Origin of the sequence: Agriterribacter sp., assembly GCF_035497235.1 — a bacterium.
GTDB lineage: Bacteria > Bacteroidota > Bacteroidia > Chitinophagales > Chitinophagaceae > Agriterribacter.
Window position 1 is genome coordinate 13,659 of record NZ_DATJEB010000008.1, and the last position, 15,109, is coordinate 28,767.

General features: G+C 41.7%; 12 protein-coding genes and 1 pseudogene. 10 read left to right on the top strand and 3 right to left on the bottom strand.

All coding sequences use genetic code 11. From position 1 onward, the window contains the following. Positions 1-94 precede the first annotated feature (94 nt). The 3 genes from efp to accC all read left to right on the top strand — a co-directional run bounded on the left by efp (position 95) and on the right by accC (position 2,663). Positions 95-661 (top strand): elongation factor P, encoded by a 567-nt coding sequence (gene efp / locus VL121_RS02215; protein WP_325401702.1) that lies wholly within the window; start codon positions 95-97, stop codon positions 659-661. 84 nt (positions 662-745) lie between these two features. Beyond that, positions 746-1,216, top strand: a complete 471-nt coding sequence (gene accB / locus VL121_RS02220; protein WP_325401704.1) for an acetyl-CoA carboxylase biotin carboxyl carrier protein — start codon at positions 746-748, stop codon at positions 1,214-1,216. A 109-nt stretch (positions 1,217-1,325) separates the two neighbouring features. Next, positions 1,326-2,663 (top strand): acetyl-CoA carboxylase biotin carboxylase subunit, encoded by a 1,338-nt coding sequence (gene accC, locus VL121_RS02225; protein ID WP_325401706.1) that lies wholly within the window; start codon positions 1,326-1,328, stop codon positions 2,661-2,663. A 209-nt stretch (positions 2,664-2,872) separates the two neighbouring features. Here accC and VL121_RS02230 read toward each other — a convergent pair whose 3' ends face one another. Next, on the bottom strand, positions 2,873-5,068 hold the full coding sequence (locus tag VL121_RS02230; RefSeq protein ID WP_325401708.1) for a glutamine synthetase III family protein: 2,196 nt from the start codon (positions 5,066-5,068) through the stop codon (positions 2,873-2,875). Between the two features lie 158 nt (positions 5,069-5,226). Then, a complete protein-coding gene (locus VL121_RS02235) occupies positions 5,227-6,477 on the bottom strand; it encodes a hypothetical protein (protein WP_325401710.1) in 1,251 nt (416 codons plus the stop codon). Positions 6,478-6,591: 114 nt separating this feature from the next. Between VL121_RS02235 and VL121_RS02240 the strand changes: the two genes are divergently transcribed. Further along, positions 6,592-7,743: a glycosyltransferase family 4 protein gene (locus VL121_RS02240; RefSeq protein ID WP_325401712.1), complete on the top strand. Its 1,152-nt coding sequence runs from the start codon at positions 6,592-6,594 to the stop codon at positions 7,741-7,743. A gap of 2 nt (positions 7,744-7,745) precedes the next feature. Here the strand turns inward: VL121_RS02240 and VL121_RS02245 are convergent, their stop codons facing one another. Further along, a complete protein-coding gene (locus VL121_RS02245; RefSeq protein ID WP_325401714.1) occupies positions 7,746-8,687 on the bottom strand; it encodes a glycosyltransferase family protein in 942 nt (313 codons plus the stop codon). Between the two features lie 232 nt (positions 8,688-8,919). On the opposite strand from VL121_RS02245, the gene VL121_RS02250 reads away from it, so the two are divergent. The 6 genes and pseudogenes from VL121_RS02250 (at position 8,920) to VL121_RS02275 (ending at position 15,093) form a co-directional block, all read left to right on the top strand. Next, positions 8,920-10,083, top strand: coding sequence for a patatin-like phospholipase family protein (locus VL121_RS02250; RefSeq protein WP_325401716.1), 1,164 nt, complete (start codon positions 8,920-8,922; stop codon positions 10,081-10,083). Positions 10,084-10,086: 3 nt separating this feature from the next. Then, positions 10,087-11,496, top strand: coding sequence for a TRAFs-binding domain-containing protein (locus VL121_RS02255; protein ID WP_325401718.1), 1,410 nt, complete (start codon positions 10,087-10,089; stop codon positions 11,494-11,496). A gap of 20 nt (positions 11,497-11,516) precedes the next feature. Further along, positions 11,517-12,686, top strand: a complete 1,170-nt coding sequence (locus VL121_RS02260; protein WP_325401720.1) for a toll/interleukin-1 receptor domain-containing protein — start codon at positions 11,517-11,519, stop codon at positions 12,684-12,686. 35 nt (positions 12,687-12,721) lie between these two features. Beyond that, positions 12,722-12,871 carry a hypothetical protein gene (locus tag VL121_RS02265; RefSeq protein ID WP_325401722.1) on the top strand — a complete coding sequence of 50 codons (150 nt, stop codon included), beginning with the start codon at positions 12,722-12,724 and terminating at the stop codon, positions 12,869-12,871. Between the two features lie 44 nt (positions 12,872-12,915). After that, entirely contained in the window at positions 12,916-13,950 is a 1,035-nt protein-coding gene (locus VL121_RS02270; protein WP_325401724.1) for a TRAFs-binding domain-containing protein, read from the top strand. Between the two features lie 43 nt (positions 13,951-13,993). Further along, positions 13,994-15,093, top strand: a pseudogene (locus VL121_RS02275) (IS630 family transposase). Positions 15,094-15,109: the final 16 nt, after the last annotated feature.

The window sequence follows — 15,109 nt, forward strand, 5'->3', positions numbered from 1 at the left end:
AATTCGCGGCGGGAAAAAATGCGGTATTGACTTCGGTTCTTATGTTGTATAAAGCAAAAACCTCTTATCTTTGCGCCACTTTTAAAACTTTTATATGGCAAGTACAGCAGACATCAGCAGGGGCATGATCCTGAAATTAGACGGCAGTTTGTATAGCGTAATAGAGTTCGGCGAAAACAAAACCGCCAGGGCCGCTGCCAAAGTATGGGCCAAACTTAAAGGGGTGGAAAATAACCGCAGCATTGAAAAAACGTGGAACTCCGGCGACAATATTTACCCCGTTAGAGTAGAAAGAAAGAACTACCAGTATTTGTATAAAGATGATTCGGGATACAACTTTATGGATAACGAAACCTTTGAACAGATTGTAGTACAGGAGTCTCTTATAGATGCCCCCCAGTTTTTAAAGGAAGCCCAGGAAGTTTCCGTGCTGGTTAATACGGAAACGGAACTGCCTATGAGCGTGGAACTGCCGGATAAAATTATTGTGCTGGTTACCTACAGCGAGCCGGGTATCAGAGGAGATACGGCCACCCGTACATTAAAAGCCGCCACTATTGAAACCGGAGCTACAGTAATGGTACCTTTGTTTGTAGAAGAAGGAGAACTCATCAGGATCAATACCAAAAACGGTGAATATGTTGAAAGGGTAAAGAACTGATTTTTGGGTATATTTACCCTGAATTCCTATCTTAGCCGCCAGTTTCAAAACAATTGACGGTTTACATAAAATAAACTTACCCACATGGATTTTAAGCAAATTCAGGAGTTGATAAAAATAATCAACAAGTCAAATATTGGAGAAATAAGTGTAGAAGATAAAGATTTTAAAATTACAATAAGGCAAAAAGAAGAGCATATTACCCAGGTACTATCATCTGCTCCACCTCCTGCTCAGTCTTTTACTACTTCGGCCCCAACAAATGATACCGCACAGGAAAAAGCTAAAGCTGCGGCTGAAACCAAGGCAGATAACCTGATTACTATTAAAAGTCCTATGATAGGCACTTTTTACCGCCGCGCATCGCCCGATAAACCTTTATTTGCCGAAGTAGGCGATGAGGTTACGCCCGGTAAAATAGTTTGTATTATTGAAGCGATGAAGCTTTTTAATGAAATTGAAAGTGAAGTGAGCGGTAAAATCGTAAAGATACTTGCCGATGATGCCAGCCCCGTGGAATACGACCAGCCGCTGTTTTTGGTAGAACCCAATTAGAGAATGCGGAAAAGTGAAAATATGAAAATGTGACAAATGAATGTTTTGTAGATATTTTTAATATTTCCACACTTTCATATTTCCCACATTTTATCACATTAATTATTCTATGTTCAAAAAAATACTTATTGCAAACCGTGGTGAAATTGCATTGCGGATTATTCGTACCTGCAGGGAAATGGGTATTAAAACAGTGGCGGTATATTCCACTGCAGATAAAGACAGCCTGCACGTAAAGTTTGCAGATGAAGCGGTATGCCTCGGGCGTCCGCAAAGCGCCGATTCTTATCTTAATATTCCTCATCTTATGGCAGCGGTAGAAATTACCAATGCCGATGCCATTCACCCCGGATACGGCTTTTTAGCCGAAAATGCCCGCTTCGCTCAAATTTGCTGCGAGCATGGTATAAAATTTATTGGCCCCACCCCCGGCATGATCACCGCTATGGGCGATAAAATTACGGCCAAGGAAACCATGATCAAGGCAGGCGTTCCTGTAGTACCCGGTGGCAAAGGATTGCTGGAAACAGCAGATGAGGCAAAAGGACTGGCAAAAGAGATAGGTTATCCTGTAATTTTAAAAGCAACAGCAGGTGGTGGTGGTAAGGGAATGCGGGTGGTTTGGGAAGAGGCTGAATTAGAGAAAGCATATGACAACGCAAAAACGGAGGCCGGGGCCTCCTTCAAGAATGACGGGATATACATGGAAAAATTTGTAGAAGAACCCCGTCATATTGAAATTCAAATAGCCGGCGACCGCTACGGCAAGGTTTGCCATATGAGCGAAAGAGATTGCTCTATTCAGCGCCGCCACCAGAAGCTGGTAGAAGAATCGCCTTCTCCTTTCATGACAAATGACCTGCGTGAAAAAATGGGGGAAGCGGCAGTAAAAGCGGCCTCCGCTATTAATTACGAAAGTGTGGGTACAATAGAATTTCTTGTGGACAAACACAGGAATTTTTATTTTATGGAGATGAATACCCGCATACAGGTGGAACATTGTGTTACAGAAGAAGTAACCAATTTTGACCTGGTAAAAGAACAAATAAAGATCGCTTCCGGCGAATCCATTTCCGGCAGAAACTACTATCCCGAAATGCATGCCATAGAATGCCGGATTAACGCGGAAGATCCGTATAATGATTTCAGGCCTTCACCCGGAAAAATAACAGTATTGCACCAGCCGGGCGGACATGGCGTACGTATAGATTCGCATATTTATGCGGGCTATGTTATTCCCCCCTATTACGATTCCATGATCGGTAAAATTATTGCTGTTGCCCGTACCAGGGAGGAAGCTATCAATACCATGAGCCGCGCCTTAAGCGAATATGTAATTGAAGGCGTAAAAACTACCATTCCTTTCCATCAGCAGCTTATGCGAAACGAGGACTTCAGAAAGGGCAATTTTACTACTAAATTTCTTGACACATTTACAATGTTGTAATCACGGCTATTAATTTAGTTTTAGTATTCAAATCCGCTGCTTAAAACCAGGGGGGGGGGCGTGTGTTTAGCCGGGGCGAAGCCTTCTGCAGCATATTATATTCTTCCTAGCTCCTGTTTACCATTGGCTGGCTCTGGGCTGCTCCTGCAACAAACTAAAACGCTTCTGAAATATTCCAGAAGCGTTCGTTGAGTTATGGGGCTTTGTGTCTATCTTAAAAATAATAACTCGCGATATTTGGGCAGCAACCAGTACTGGTCGTCTACCAGCAATTCCAGTTTATCTACATGATACCGTACCTTATCAAAATACGCATCCTTAACCTGGCTCTGGTAAGCTATAGCTTTAGTACGTGTGCCTTCTATTTTGTTCACTACCTTTCTTGCCTGTATCATTTTTTCCACACCATCAGCTACTTCTGCAATATGCTCCGATATTTTTTCAAGAATTTGCAACTGGTTGGCGTAAGATGCTGCCGGTAGTCCCAGGTCCTTCAACCCCTTAATATTGTTAATAAGAATATTCTGGTATTTTACTGAACTGGGTAAAATATGACTGGTGCAAAGCTCACCCATAATGCGGCTTTCGATTTGTACCTTTTTAATATATTTTTCCAGCTCAATCTCGTGCCTTGCTTCCAGTTCGGAATGATGATAAACACCCATGTCTGCAAACATCTTTTTAGCACTTTCCGTAACCATTGCATCCAATGCCAATGGCGTTGTTCTTACATTAGGCAAACCGCGCCGTTCTGCTTCATGATGCCACTCCTCACTATATCCGTCTCCTTCAAATAATACTTTTTCGGAACTGGTTATATATTCGCGGATAACCTGCATAATGGCAATTTCTTTTTTATCGCCTTTTTCAATCAAAGCATCCACTTCCTTTTTAAAATTTGTTAAGGTTTTTGCCATTATAGCATTAAGGGTAGTCATAGGAATACCGCAATTGGCCGTAGACCCTACAGCGCGGAACTCAAATTTGTTACCCGTAAATGCAAAGGGAGAAGTACGGTTACGGTCTGTATTATCTAATAAGAGCTCAGGAATATTTTTATGGATATCTAATTTCAAAAGAATTTCATCCTGCTCAGAGAAGTTATCGCCCACCCTTGTTTTAATTTCAGTTAGCACCTCATTCAGGTATTTACCAATGAATACGGATATGATGGCGGGAGGCGCTTCATTGGCGCCCAGCCTGTGATCATTACCTGCAGAAGCAATAGAAGCGCGGAGCAGTTCGGCGTAATCATCCACCGCTTTAATTACATTCACAAAAAAGGTAAGGAACATGAGATTGGTTTTGGGCGTTTTGCCCGGAGCTAACAGGTTAACACCTGTATCGGTTGACATGCTCCAGTTGTTGTGCTTACCGCTACCATTAATACCTGCAAAAGGTTTTTCGTGCAACAGGGTCATCAGGTTATGCCGCCTTGCGATCCTGGTCATCAGGTCCATTAAAAGAATATTATGATCCACCGCCAGGTTAGCCTCCTCAAAAATAGGGGCACACTCAAACTGGGCCGGAGCTACTTCGTTATGCCGGGTTCTTAAAGGAATACCGAGCCGGTAGGCTTCCTCTTCAAAATCTTTCATAAACGCGTAAATCCTTTCTGGAATAGACCCAAAATAATGATCTTCTAATTGCTGTCCTTTAGCGGGCGAATGACCAAAAACAGTACGGCCGGTCATAATCAGATCGGGACGGGCGTTGGCTAATCCCGCATCTACTACAAAATATTCCTGCTCCCATCCTAATGTGGCAATTACCTTGGTAATATTTTTATCAAAATAATTACATACATCTACCGCAGCCTTATTTAAGGCCTCCAGTGAGCGAAGCAGCGGGGTTTTAGTATCTAAAGACTCGCCTGTATAAGAAACAAATATGGTAGGTATACAAAGGGTGTTTGCATCGCCGATATTCATAATAAATATGGGAGACGTAGGATCCCAGGCGGTATAGCCCCTTGCTTCAAAAGTAGCCCTTAAGCCACCGGAAGGAAAAGAAGAAGCATCCGGCTCCTGCTGTATCAGTGCGGCGCCGTCAAACTCTTCAATGGGTGTGCCATCGCCTTTGAGTGTAAAAAAAGAATCGTGCTTTTCGGCTGTTGTGCCGGTTAACGGCTGAAACCAATGCGTAAAATGCGTAACGCCTTTAGCCTCCGCCCAATGCCTTAAGCCCGCACCAATATGGTTTCCCATGGTACGGTCTATTTTTTTACCGGTTTTAATGGAAGCAACCAGGCTTTTATATGCTTCATCACTTAAATATTCGCGCGCCGTTTTTAATGTAAATACGTTTTCTCCAAAAATGCCGGTTATTTTACGATTCCCTTCTACAAGAATTTCTTTGCCCAAACCAGATAAATGATTGATTGCATTAAACCGAAGTGACTCCATCTAATTTAAGTTTAATATATTATTTTTTTATGATTATCAAATCCGGAGCAAAAATATTATTTTTTCGGAATAATCAATGAGTATTTTTAAAAATAATATCACAATCATTAAAAAATAGTCATTTCTTAAAAAAAATTACATATAAATTATATCATAATTTATAAGTTTCTTGTTTTTGCTTTAAGCATTGCAATAAAAGGAAGCAATAAAAAAACAACGTACAGCGCCTTATACCGTACTATGGCGCCTGGAAATGGCACAGTATACCCTATTAGTAATAATCCGCTTACAGCAACCACAATAAGAAACAGGCAAAATGGCTGTGCCAGGTGATGAAGTATTTGCTTTCCGGCGGAGGCAACAGCAAAAATAAAAACCAGTATAATCAATACTATTTCACCAAAGGCCATTAAATGAAAAGGACTCTTGATTTCTGTAACATAAGGCCGCAAAAAAACATGATTAACTGCCTGTGGCAGTATTGCTGCATAGCTTTTAATGGTAGGTTGCAGAGGAGTGAGGGGCAAAACGGTATTGGCCTGCAAGGCTAAGAACTGGTGTTGCTTTTCTGCAAGTTTAAGCGGCAGGTTAAACGCCGGCGAAAGACGTGCGGAAAGAAAGAAGAACAGGATGCCGGCACTGTAAATAACCAGAAACGGGATATAAGGCTTAACGGGATATTTTACAGCTATCCACCATGCCGCTATTGCAGGCAGCAATATAAGCGCATTAACATTACGCAATAAAAAAATGAACATAAAACTGGTAATGCAAACCATTACCTGCCACGCCGTTATTTTTACAGTAATACAATAGCTTACCGCATATATCAGTAGCCCTGTAAAAAAAACCATTAAGCCATCTTTATCTATTCCGCTGTTCCAGAAGAGGCAGGAAGGCAGGAAAAAGATAATGCCAAACACCAGCAGGTTGTTTCCTTGAATATGTTTTTTGGCAACCATATACAAGCGGTAAAGGCCGCAGAAAGATAAAGCATTAAAAAAAATGACATTTATATAATAATTACCACCACTGAATACATTGAAAACGGCAAGCAGTTTAATTAATAAGTTTTCACCGGCATTACTCCAGGCTGCATCATCGGCAGAAGAAAAAAAATCGCCGGCATTATTAAAGTGTATACCCGTAGAAAAAAAAACGGAAGGATGGGTAAGCAGTTGATGATATTCAGTAAGCGACTCTTCAAAATATACCCAACTGTCGCTTACCTCAAAAACATGCGCGTACAGGTAGCCGTAGGCAAGTCCTGCTATTATTTTTGCCGCAAAGGCGCTTATCAGCCATTGGTCTGCAACCGGCTTTCCCTGTTTATGGTTTAACCGGCGAAGCAACAGGCTGAAGCCGGTAACATATAACAGACCGGTAATAATATATAAAATAAGATACAATACTGGTTAATAATAATGGTAAAGATGCAGCGCTAAAATAATCTATTGTACTTTGATTGAATAAATTTTTACGGTATTATGCCGAACCCTTACTTTTAAATGATATAATTGATTATGCCGAAAATTCTATTAGGTGTTTCCAGCTCGTTTTGCGCTAATTTCCTGAGAGGGCAGGTAGCTTTTTTAGTGCAGCACGGGTTTGAAGTGATTATTGTTAGCGGGCCGGGAGAAGAGATCAGCATGCTGTGTAAAAAAGAGAACGCCCGGTTATTCACTGTAAACTTTACGAAAAGAATCACTCCGCTGACCGACTTTTTTCAACTGCTGCGCATCATACGCCTTATCCGGCGGGAAAGACCCGACATTATTAACGCGGGCAATCCCAAATCGGGCTTTCTTATTATGCTGGCCGGTTATATCACCGGGCATAAAAAGCGGGTATTTACGCTTCATGGGCTATTATCAGATACCAAAAAAGGTTTAATACGCCGGCTGATCACTACCACAGAAAAAATAGCATGCGGTATAGCGGGTAAGGTGATAGTGGTAAGTGCTACTTTACAAACGCATGCGGAAAAAAGAAAAATCCTTCCGTTGGGGAAAGGGATGGTAATAGGAAAAGGGAGTGCCAATGGTATTGATTTGCATCTGTTTCCCGGTAAAAATACTGATCCCGCCGGCAACGCCGCACTAAAGGAAAGACTTGGACTGGAAAAAGATAATATGGTAATGGGCTTCCTGGGCCGCTTGTCAAAAGACAAAGGCATAGATATGCTTTTTGAGGTATTTAATGTACTGGAGAAAGCTTATCCTTCTTTACGGCTGGTAATTGCAGGGCCCATTGTTGAGGAAAATCCGTTTTCGGAGCATTTGCTTCATCAGTTATATCATGGTAATAAAGTAATGTACCTGGGCAAGCTATACGATGTAATCCCCTTTTATAGTATTACAGACATACTTGTTCTTCCCTCTTTACGGGAGGGCTTCCCCAATGTGCTGATTGAAGCGGCAGCAATGGAAGTACCCGTGGTTGCTTCCGATATACCCGGCTGCAAAGATGCTGTACAGCCCGGCATAAATGGAGAACTATTTGAAAAAGGAAACGTTGCGGCACTAACAACCCTGCTGGAAAAACTGATTACTAACGGGGAGCTAAGAGTACAATACGGGAGAAACGGAAGGAAATTTGCGCGTGATCATTTTTCCAATGAAACAATATGGACAGGACAATTACAATTATATAAAAGTATGCTAAACGCGGTATAAATTCAATAACCTTCGCCGCCGGCGCTTATTACCCTGTGCACAGCCGGAAATTTTTTTTGAAGAAATGCCACTATTCCTGATTTTTTTATTTGCTTTTCCCATGTCCATTCCTGCAGCAGCGGAGCAGCATAAATAAATGCCGTAATGTTTTCCCAGGTGAAATTAGACAGATCGGGTTCAAGATAAAAATACCGGCCGCCATATTGCTTTTCAAATTCCCTTATCCATTTGTAATTTGAAGTAATAACCGGGATTTTACAGGCCGCATAATCTAAAAACTTAGCTGATACCTGTTCATTAAAAGGAACAATATCCGGCATGAAATTAATAGCAAACCTGCACTGCCTAATATATGCATACACTTCGAAATAAGGAACAGGGCCTTTAAAGTAAATATTGCTATAGGCCGATAACCGGCCGGCTATCTTTTCATAATCCTTACTCAATACAAGTAATGTGTGGTTCCTGAGCCTGCCCGCAGTAAAACAATTAAACAAGCCATCAAGTGCTCTTTTGTCATCCACATTCCCGGAATAAACAAAATCATACCGTTTTTCGGACTTTTTGGAAACAGCTTCACCGCCTAATATGCCATGCCCGCGCAAACCATACGGGATATTATCACTAAAATTAAACTGCCGGTAAACATATTCACTATAGCATATCCTATAGTCCGGCAAACAGTTTATATTTTTCTTTATAATATTCTTTAAAGCAGCAAACGGTGGTATAGATGCGGAAGCATATTCATGAATAACAACTATGTTTTTTTTCCGCCTTACCTGAGTACCCATAAAATACCATTCCACATCAGCATCTGCCTTAAAAATACCCGGCAACTTTCTTACCTCCGTTTTTATTCCCGTGAAAGTTTCAAAAAAGGATATGTACGCATCAATCTCAGGCAAAAAGGCCCTGCCATTATGAATAAAAGCGATAGTCATAACGCCATAAATATACCGCAACCTTATCAATTTCAAAATAAAAGCGCTGAAGCTGCGCTGTTCTCTAAAAAAAATTAGTGATCAGCTTTGGGGTCCCGGTAACTTCTCCGCCCACTCCCGGATATACCTATTCCGGATAACCCGTTTAGGGGATTGTATATATAAATGCCAGTAACTATATTGATGCGTGGATACCGGCAGGAATATCCTTCACCACACAAAACTCAATAACATGACACTTGCTGATCATCTTTCAAACAACAGCTCACCCAAACGAATACTGGCGCTGGATGGCGGCGGCATCCGGGGCGCATTGTCACTCGGCTATCTGCAGCGGATCGAAGACATTTTAAAAAAACAAAATGGTAATAATACAGATTTCCGTCTTTGCAATTATTTTGATTTGATTGGCGGAACAAGCACCGGGTCTATTATAGCTTCCTGCCTGGCCATTGGCATGAAGGTGCAGGATATAAAAGAAATGTACATGGATCTGGGTGATAAAATATTCGGTAAAAAATACAAATGGTGGAAGATATTTGAAATAGATGACCTGCTGAAAGCAACCTATAAGGCCAAACCCCTTGAAGATGAGCTACAGAAACTATTTGGAGCTATTACGCTCGAAAGCGATAAAATAAAAACGGGCTTATGCATTATCGCAAAACGTGCGGATACCAACAGCGTATGGCCATTGATCAATCATCCCGGCGGTAAATACTTTAACAGTGCAGACGGACTGAATAAAGATATACCGCTGTGGAAAGCGGTAAGGGCAAGTGCTGCAGCACCCACTTATTTCCTTCCCCAGGTTATTGATGTGGGCGGGGGGTTGCATGAAGCTGCTTTTGTAGACGGTGGCGTTAGCATGGCCAATAATCCGGCCTTACAGCTATTGATGGTAGCCACTTTACAGGGATTCCCTTTTAAATGGAAATGCGGGGCTAACAATTTGCTCATAGTTTCCGTAGGTACAGGCATGAGCAGGTGGAAACAAATTCCGGCTGATGTTAAAAAGAATAACCTCCTGAACTGGGCGAAGCAATTACCCGATATGTTTATGCAGGATGCAAGCTGGCATAACCAGATCATTATGCAATGGCTGAGCAATTCGCCTACGGCATGGCCAATTGACGGAGAAATAGGGAAGCTTGAAAACGATTGCATCAGCGGTTCCAAGAAAGATGGTGGCCTCATGTCGTACCTGCGCTATAATTTATGGCTTGACGCCGAAACGTTAAAGCCCTTAATGAAAAAAGCGTATAGCCAGCGTGAAATTGACGGGTTAACGGAAATGAGCAATGCAGCCAGCAGGTTTGAATTGTATGATATAGGCGTGAAAGCCGCTTTCGCTGAGGTGAAAGAAAATCATTTTGCAGATACCTTTAAACTATAATAAATGGCAAGTCTCTGTTTCGTCCTGATGCCATTTGGCGTAAAAACGGATGGCAATAAAAAAGAAATTGACTTTAATATAGTATACGGTTCTTTTATTAAGAAAGCAATTGAACTGGCAGGACTGTCGCCTATCCGGGCCGATGAGGAAAAAGGTGGCGGACTTATTCACAAGCCCATGTATGAGCGACTGTTGTATTGCGAATTTGCCGTTGCCGATCTCAGTTTCGCCAATGCGAATGTATTTTACGAATTAGGTATCCGTCATGCAGCCAAGCCCTTTACAACGGTTAGTATATTTGAGGCTAATACAAAGCTACCGTTTGACGTAGCACCCCTGAGGGCTTTGCCCTATAACTTTGAGGCAGGAGAAATACTGAACTGCGAACAAAAGATCAAAGACCTTTCGGATATTATACGCATTAACCTGGATGCCCAACAAGCGCAGGCAGACAGTCCTATCAGCGAAATGATTCCCGCCTATGTTTTTCCGGAATTAAATACCCTGCAGGCAAATGCCGGCTCTTTCAAAGCAATCATCAATGAAACCAATAATACCAAGCAACAAATTCAAACGCTGGTAAAGCAATGGAAACAATGGGATATGAAGGATAAAAAAGAAGGCATATCCAATGAAGAGAAGATGTTGAATGAGCAGGAAAAAATTAAGCTGACAGAACAGTTAAAAGCCATAGAAAAAGCGGCAGGGAAAGCATTAAAATATAATTACGACCTGGTATACGCGTTAATGAGCGCCTATAAAACCACGAATGCCTTCACTGAAGTAGTAAGTATGATACAACCTATGGTAGAACGGGAAAGAAAAGGCGATATCTATCTTCACCAGCAACTGGCGCTGGCACTAAATAAAACAAAGCAAAGAGAGGAGGCAGAGCGGATACTTACCGGTATTATTAATAAATACGGCCCCGACCCCGAAACGAACGGCTTACTGGGAGCTGTATATAAAGGGCTTATGGATGATAATACAGGCGATGAATTGCTGGCAGCGGCATACCGGCGTAAAGCCATAGAAGCCTATTTAGCGGGTTTTGATGCAGACCCCAGGGATTTTTACCCCGGCGTAAATGCACTTACCTTATTGTTTTTTGAAAATGCGGAAGACGCCAGGTTTAAAAAATATTATCCTTTGGTGAGCTACTCGGTAGAAAGGCAATTAGAAGCCAAACAAAATAACTACTGGGTACAGGCAACAGCACTGGAACTGGCCGCGCTGGATGTGAACGAAGCAAAATCTAAAGAATTTCTTGCTGCTGCCTTAACCTGCAACCCGGCCAAATGGGAAAAAGAAACAAGCGCGGGAAACTTAAAAAGAATTTACACGAAATTATTGCGCACCCAAAAGGAAGCTGCCATAACATGGCTTACCACCTGCATTGAAAAACTTTCCTGATCAAACAACTATATGTACGCATGCAACTCATCTCCCAAATAACGATACCAACAGGCAAAAAAGACGCAGTTATTCAATTGCTGTTGGGTGATCTTTCCGCTATCCCTGAAGAACAGGCTGTTGATATACTGGTGGTTTCCGCTTTTCCAAATGATTATACGCCGTTAGAAGGATCATTGTTCCTGGCACTTCAAAAAAAAGGACTCTCCGTTCAGGCATTGGCTGCAAATAAAGAAATGGATTTAGTAGCCCGGTTAGGATGCTGGCTATCCGCCCCGCTTTCCATCGAACAAAAAAACAAATTCAATTTTAAAAAAATCCTTTGTTTTGAGCCGCAATACCATTCTACCGAACCCCAAACCATTGTAGGAAATATTTTCAGGTGTATTAATACTTTCGCCTTTGATGAAAGTAATAATGAAATAGCTATGCCGGTGCTGGCAACCGGATACCAAAAAGTTCCTATGCAAAAAATGCTGCCTGCTTTATTAGAAAACGCTGTTTTCTGGCTGCAGAAAGGGCTGCCGCTGAAATGCATTAAATTGGTTTTATACCGGCAGGAACAGGCAGATACGGCTTTACCCATTTTTGAACAGGTACAACAATCGCTGGCAAAAACAACGCCGCGGGAAACAAAAAACATAAGCAACTTTCCCCCGCATCCACCTGCAGCACCTTATCCTGCAGTTGCTGAACCTGAAATAATTTACGCTCCCGGAAATGCGGAACGCCATAATGAATCAACCGGCGCAGTGCCACCGGCAGTATTGCAACCCTATACCAAACCCACTCCAGCCTATGACCTGTTCATCAGCTATTCGCATAAACAAACCGAAGCGGCACATGAATTTGTAAAAGCCCTGCAGGAAAAGAAAAATGCGCTTACTATTTTTTACGACAGGAGCAGTATACCGCCGGGCGGCTTATGGCTCAGGCAAATTTCAGAAGCTATACAAAATTCCAGATCGGTGATATGTATTTTAACGCCCGAATACAGTCAATCGGATGTGTGCTGGGATGAATTTCAATGCGCTAAAGTAATGGAGCTGCGAACAAAAAAAAGCATTATTAAAACAATCAATTTTATGAAAGACGATGACATGCCACCCCTGTTCGCCATCTATAATTATATTGATTGTACGGAAGCCGACCTTCAGAAATTAATAAACAGCGCCGGCCGGTTTTGTTGAAGCACCAGGTTTTTAAATTATAAATTATAAGCAGTATGGCTCACCTATTTATAAGTTATTCCGGTGAAGATAAAACCAAAGTAAAATCTATTGCTGAAATACCGGAGCATAAGGGCTGGATGGTTTGGGGGAACAGGCAAATACCCGTAGGGCATTTCCTGTTCACACAGGTAACATTGCCGTAATAACCGGTTTTAACAAGTACAATTTTCAGCTAAACTCCATTTATATGACCAACGTAAAAAAATGTTTCGTGGTAATGGGTTTCGGTATAAAAACCGATTTGGCTACGGGACGTAAGCTCAATCTCGACAAATCGTACCAGGCGCTTATAAAACCAGTTGTAGAAAGTAAAAATATTGCCTGCATACGTGCAGATGAGATCCGCCATGCGGGTTCCATTGATCTGCAAATGTACCAGCAATTGCTTTCCGCAGATATTGTGATAGCCGATCTTTCTACGGCCAACGTAAACGCCTTTTATGAACTGGGTATCCGGCATGCATTAAAGCCGTGTACCACCATCATCATGTCGGAAGCATTACTGGGTTATCCCTTTGATGTAAACCATATTGTTATTAACAGGTATACACATCTCGGCGACAGCATAGATTATTTTGAAGTGTTGCGCTTTCAAAAATTATTAGGCGAAACCATTGACACCGTTATAAACACTCAATTGCCAGACAGCCCGGTATATACTTTTATTCAGGGCCTTATTCCTCCTTCTTTAAAAGCGGGGGTGAACAGGGTAGTAGGCCAGGTTGGCGATGCATTAACAGAAAAAGCCGGCGCCGCCGAAAGCGGAAGTGCCGGAGAAGATCATTCTCTTTCCTTTATAATAAAACAGGGAGAAGAAGCTTTGCAAAAAAAACAGTTTGACGCTGCAAAAACGCTTTTTGAAACGGCTTTGCATATGGTGCATGATGGCATGGAATCGCCAGCTGTTTCCAATAACACGTATCTCATTCAACGGCTTGCACTTGCCACTTACCAGGCAAAGCAGCCCAACTATATTGCAGCATTGAACAATGCCATTGAACTCCTTGAAAAAATAGATCTGGCCCGAACCAACGATCCCGAAACTGTAGCACTTGCGGGTTCAATCGAAAAGCATCTCTTTGAGGAGGGGCAGGGAGACGAACACCTCAATAATGCCATCCTTCTTTATCAAAGAGGATACTATCTGTTACACAACCGGCACAACGGCATTAACCTGGCTTACCTGCTGCAGCTCCGCACCACTACTGTATTGACAAATTAATTTAGAAACATTTATTATATTTGTGTTACTAAAATCAATTTAGATGTCAACACAAATAAAGCTAAGCAAAAAAGAATTGTTGTATTTAGGAGAGCAAAAGCGGTCTGGTAATGTGAGTTTACGCAGGTATAACCGGATTAATATATTGCTATTGCTAAACAAAGGTAAAAAGACTACTGAAATAGAAGATTTTTTGGATGTGGACAGAGTAACGATATGGCGAACTAAAAAGCGTTATTTGGAGTCAGGTATAGAAAAGGCGTTGGAAGAACAGGAACGTCCGGGTCAACCCGTTAAATACACTACAGACCACGAGGCGGAATTAGCAGCTTTAGCCTGTAGTCCCAGCCCCGATGGAAGGAAGCGCTGGACAGTACGATTACTAACGAAGGAGATAAAGTCAAAACCAGGATTTGAGACAGTAAACAGAGAGTCGGTAAGATTGACTTTAAAAAAAATGAATGTAAGCCTTGGCTAAAGAAAATGTGGTGCATACAAAAAATAACGCCGGATTACAGAAAGCGCATGTACCGTCTGTTGGATTTGTATAAAAAAGATTATGATTCTCTTCATCCTTTGGTATGTATGGACGAGAAGAGCAAGCAGCTATTGGAAGATAATCGCCACCCTATTGCCGCACGTCCGGGAAGTTTAGAAAAATACGATTATGAATACAAAAGGAAAGGTACTTGTAATATTTTTGTGGCCATAGCACCCAAAGCCGGTACGCGCTATACAAAAGTTACTGACACAAGAAAGAAGCACGACTTTGCATACTTTATTTTGGATTTAGTAGAAAAGCATTTTCCACAAGCGGAGTATATTCAACTGGTGATGGATAATCTAAACACCCACTTTGAAGGATCGTTGATTGAAACCTTTGGTGAACTGAAAGCAGAAGAACTAATGAAAAAACTAAGATTTATATATACACCCAAACATGCCAGTTGGCTCAATATGGCAGAGATCGAAATTAATATAATGGACAGGCAATGCACCGGTACAAGGATTGAAAGCAAAGAGAAGCTGTCTGAAGCATTAGAAAAGTGGACTCAGGATAGAAATGAAAACAAATGCACGATAGAGTGGAAATTCACCCGGCAGCATGCTGATAAAAAATTATCAAAACATTATGTTGCATAATTAAATTGTCATTACA

Bases quoted from the DNA above. Each gene is read 5' to 3' on its own strand.
- VL121_RS02260 (WP_325401720.1), top strand. From the start codon at position 11,517: ATGCAACTCATCTCCCAAATAACGATACCAACAGGCAAAAAAGACGCA.
- VL121_RS02250 (WP_325401716.1), top strand. From the start codon at position 8,920: ATGACACTTGCTGATCATCTTTCAAACAACAGCTCACCCAAACGAATA.
- VL121_RS02245 (WP_325401714.1), bottom strand. From the start codon at position 8,687: ATGACTATCGCTTTTATTCATAATGGCAGGGCCTTTTTGCCTGAGATT.
- VL121_RS02270 (WP_325401724.1), top strand. From the start codon at position 12,916: ATGACCAACGTAAAAAAATGTTTCGTGGTAATGGGTTTCGGTATAAAA.
- efp (WP_325401702.1), top strand. From the start codon at position 95: ATGGCAAGTACAGCAGACATCAGCAGGGGCATGATCCTGAAATTAGAC.
- accB (WP_325401704.1), top strand. From the start codon at position 746: ATGGATTTTAAGCAAATTCAGGAGTTGATAAAAATAATCAACAAGTCA.
- VL121_RS02230 (WP_325401708.1), bottom strand. From the start codon at position 5,068: ATGGAGTCACTTCGGTTTAATGCAATCAATCATTTATCTGGTTTGGGC.
- VL121_RS02265 (WP_325401722.1), top strand. From the start codon at position 12,722: ATGGCTCACCTATTTATAAGTTATTCCGGTGAAGATAAAACCAAAGTA.
- VL121_RS02240 (WP_325401712.1), top strand. From the start codon at position 6,592: ATGCCGAAAATTCTATTAGGTGTTTCCAGCTCGTTTTGCGCTAATTTC.
- VL121_RS02255 (WP_325401718.1), top strand. From the start codon at position 10,087: ATGGCAAGTCTCTGTTTCGTCCTGATGCCATTTGGCGTAAAAACGGAT.
- accC (WP_325401706.1), top strand. From the start codon at position 1,326: ATGTTCAAAAAAATACTTATTGCAAACCGTGGTGAAATTGCATTGCGG.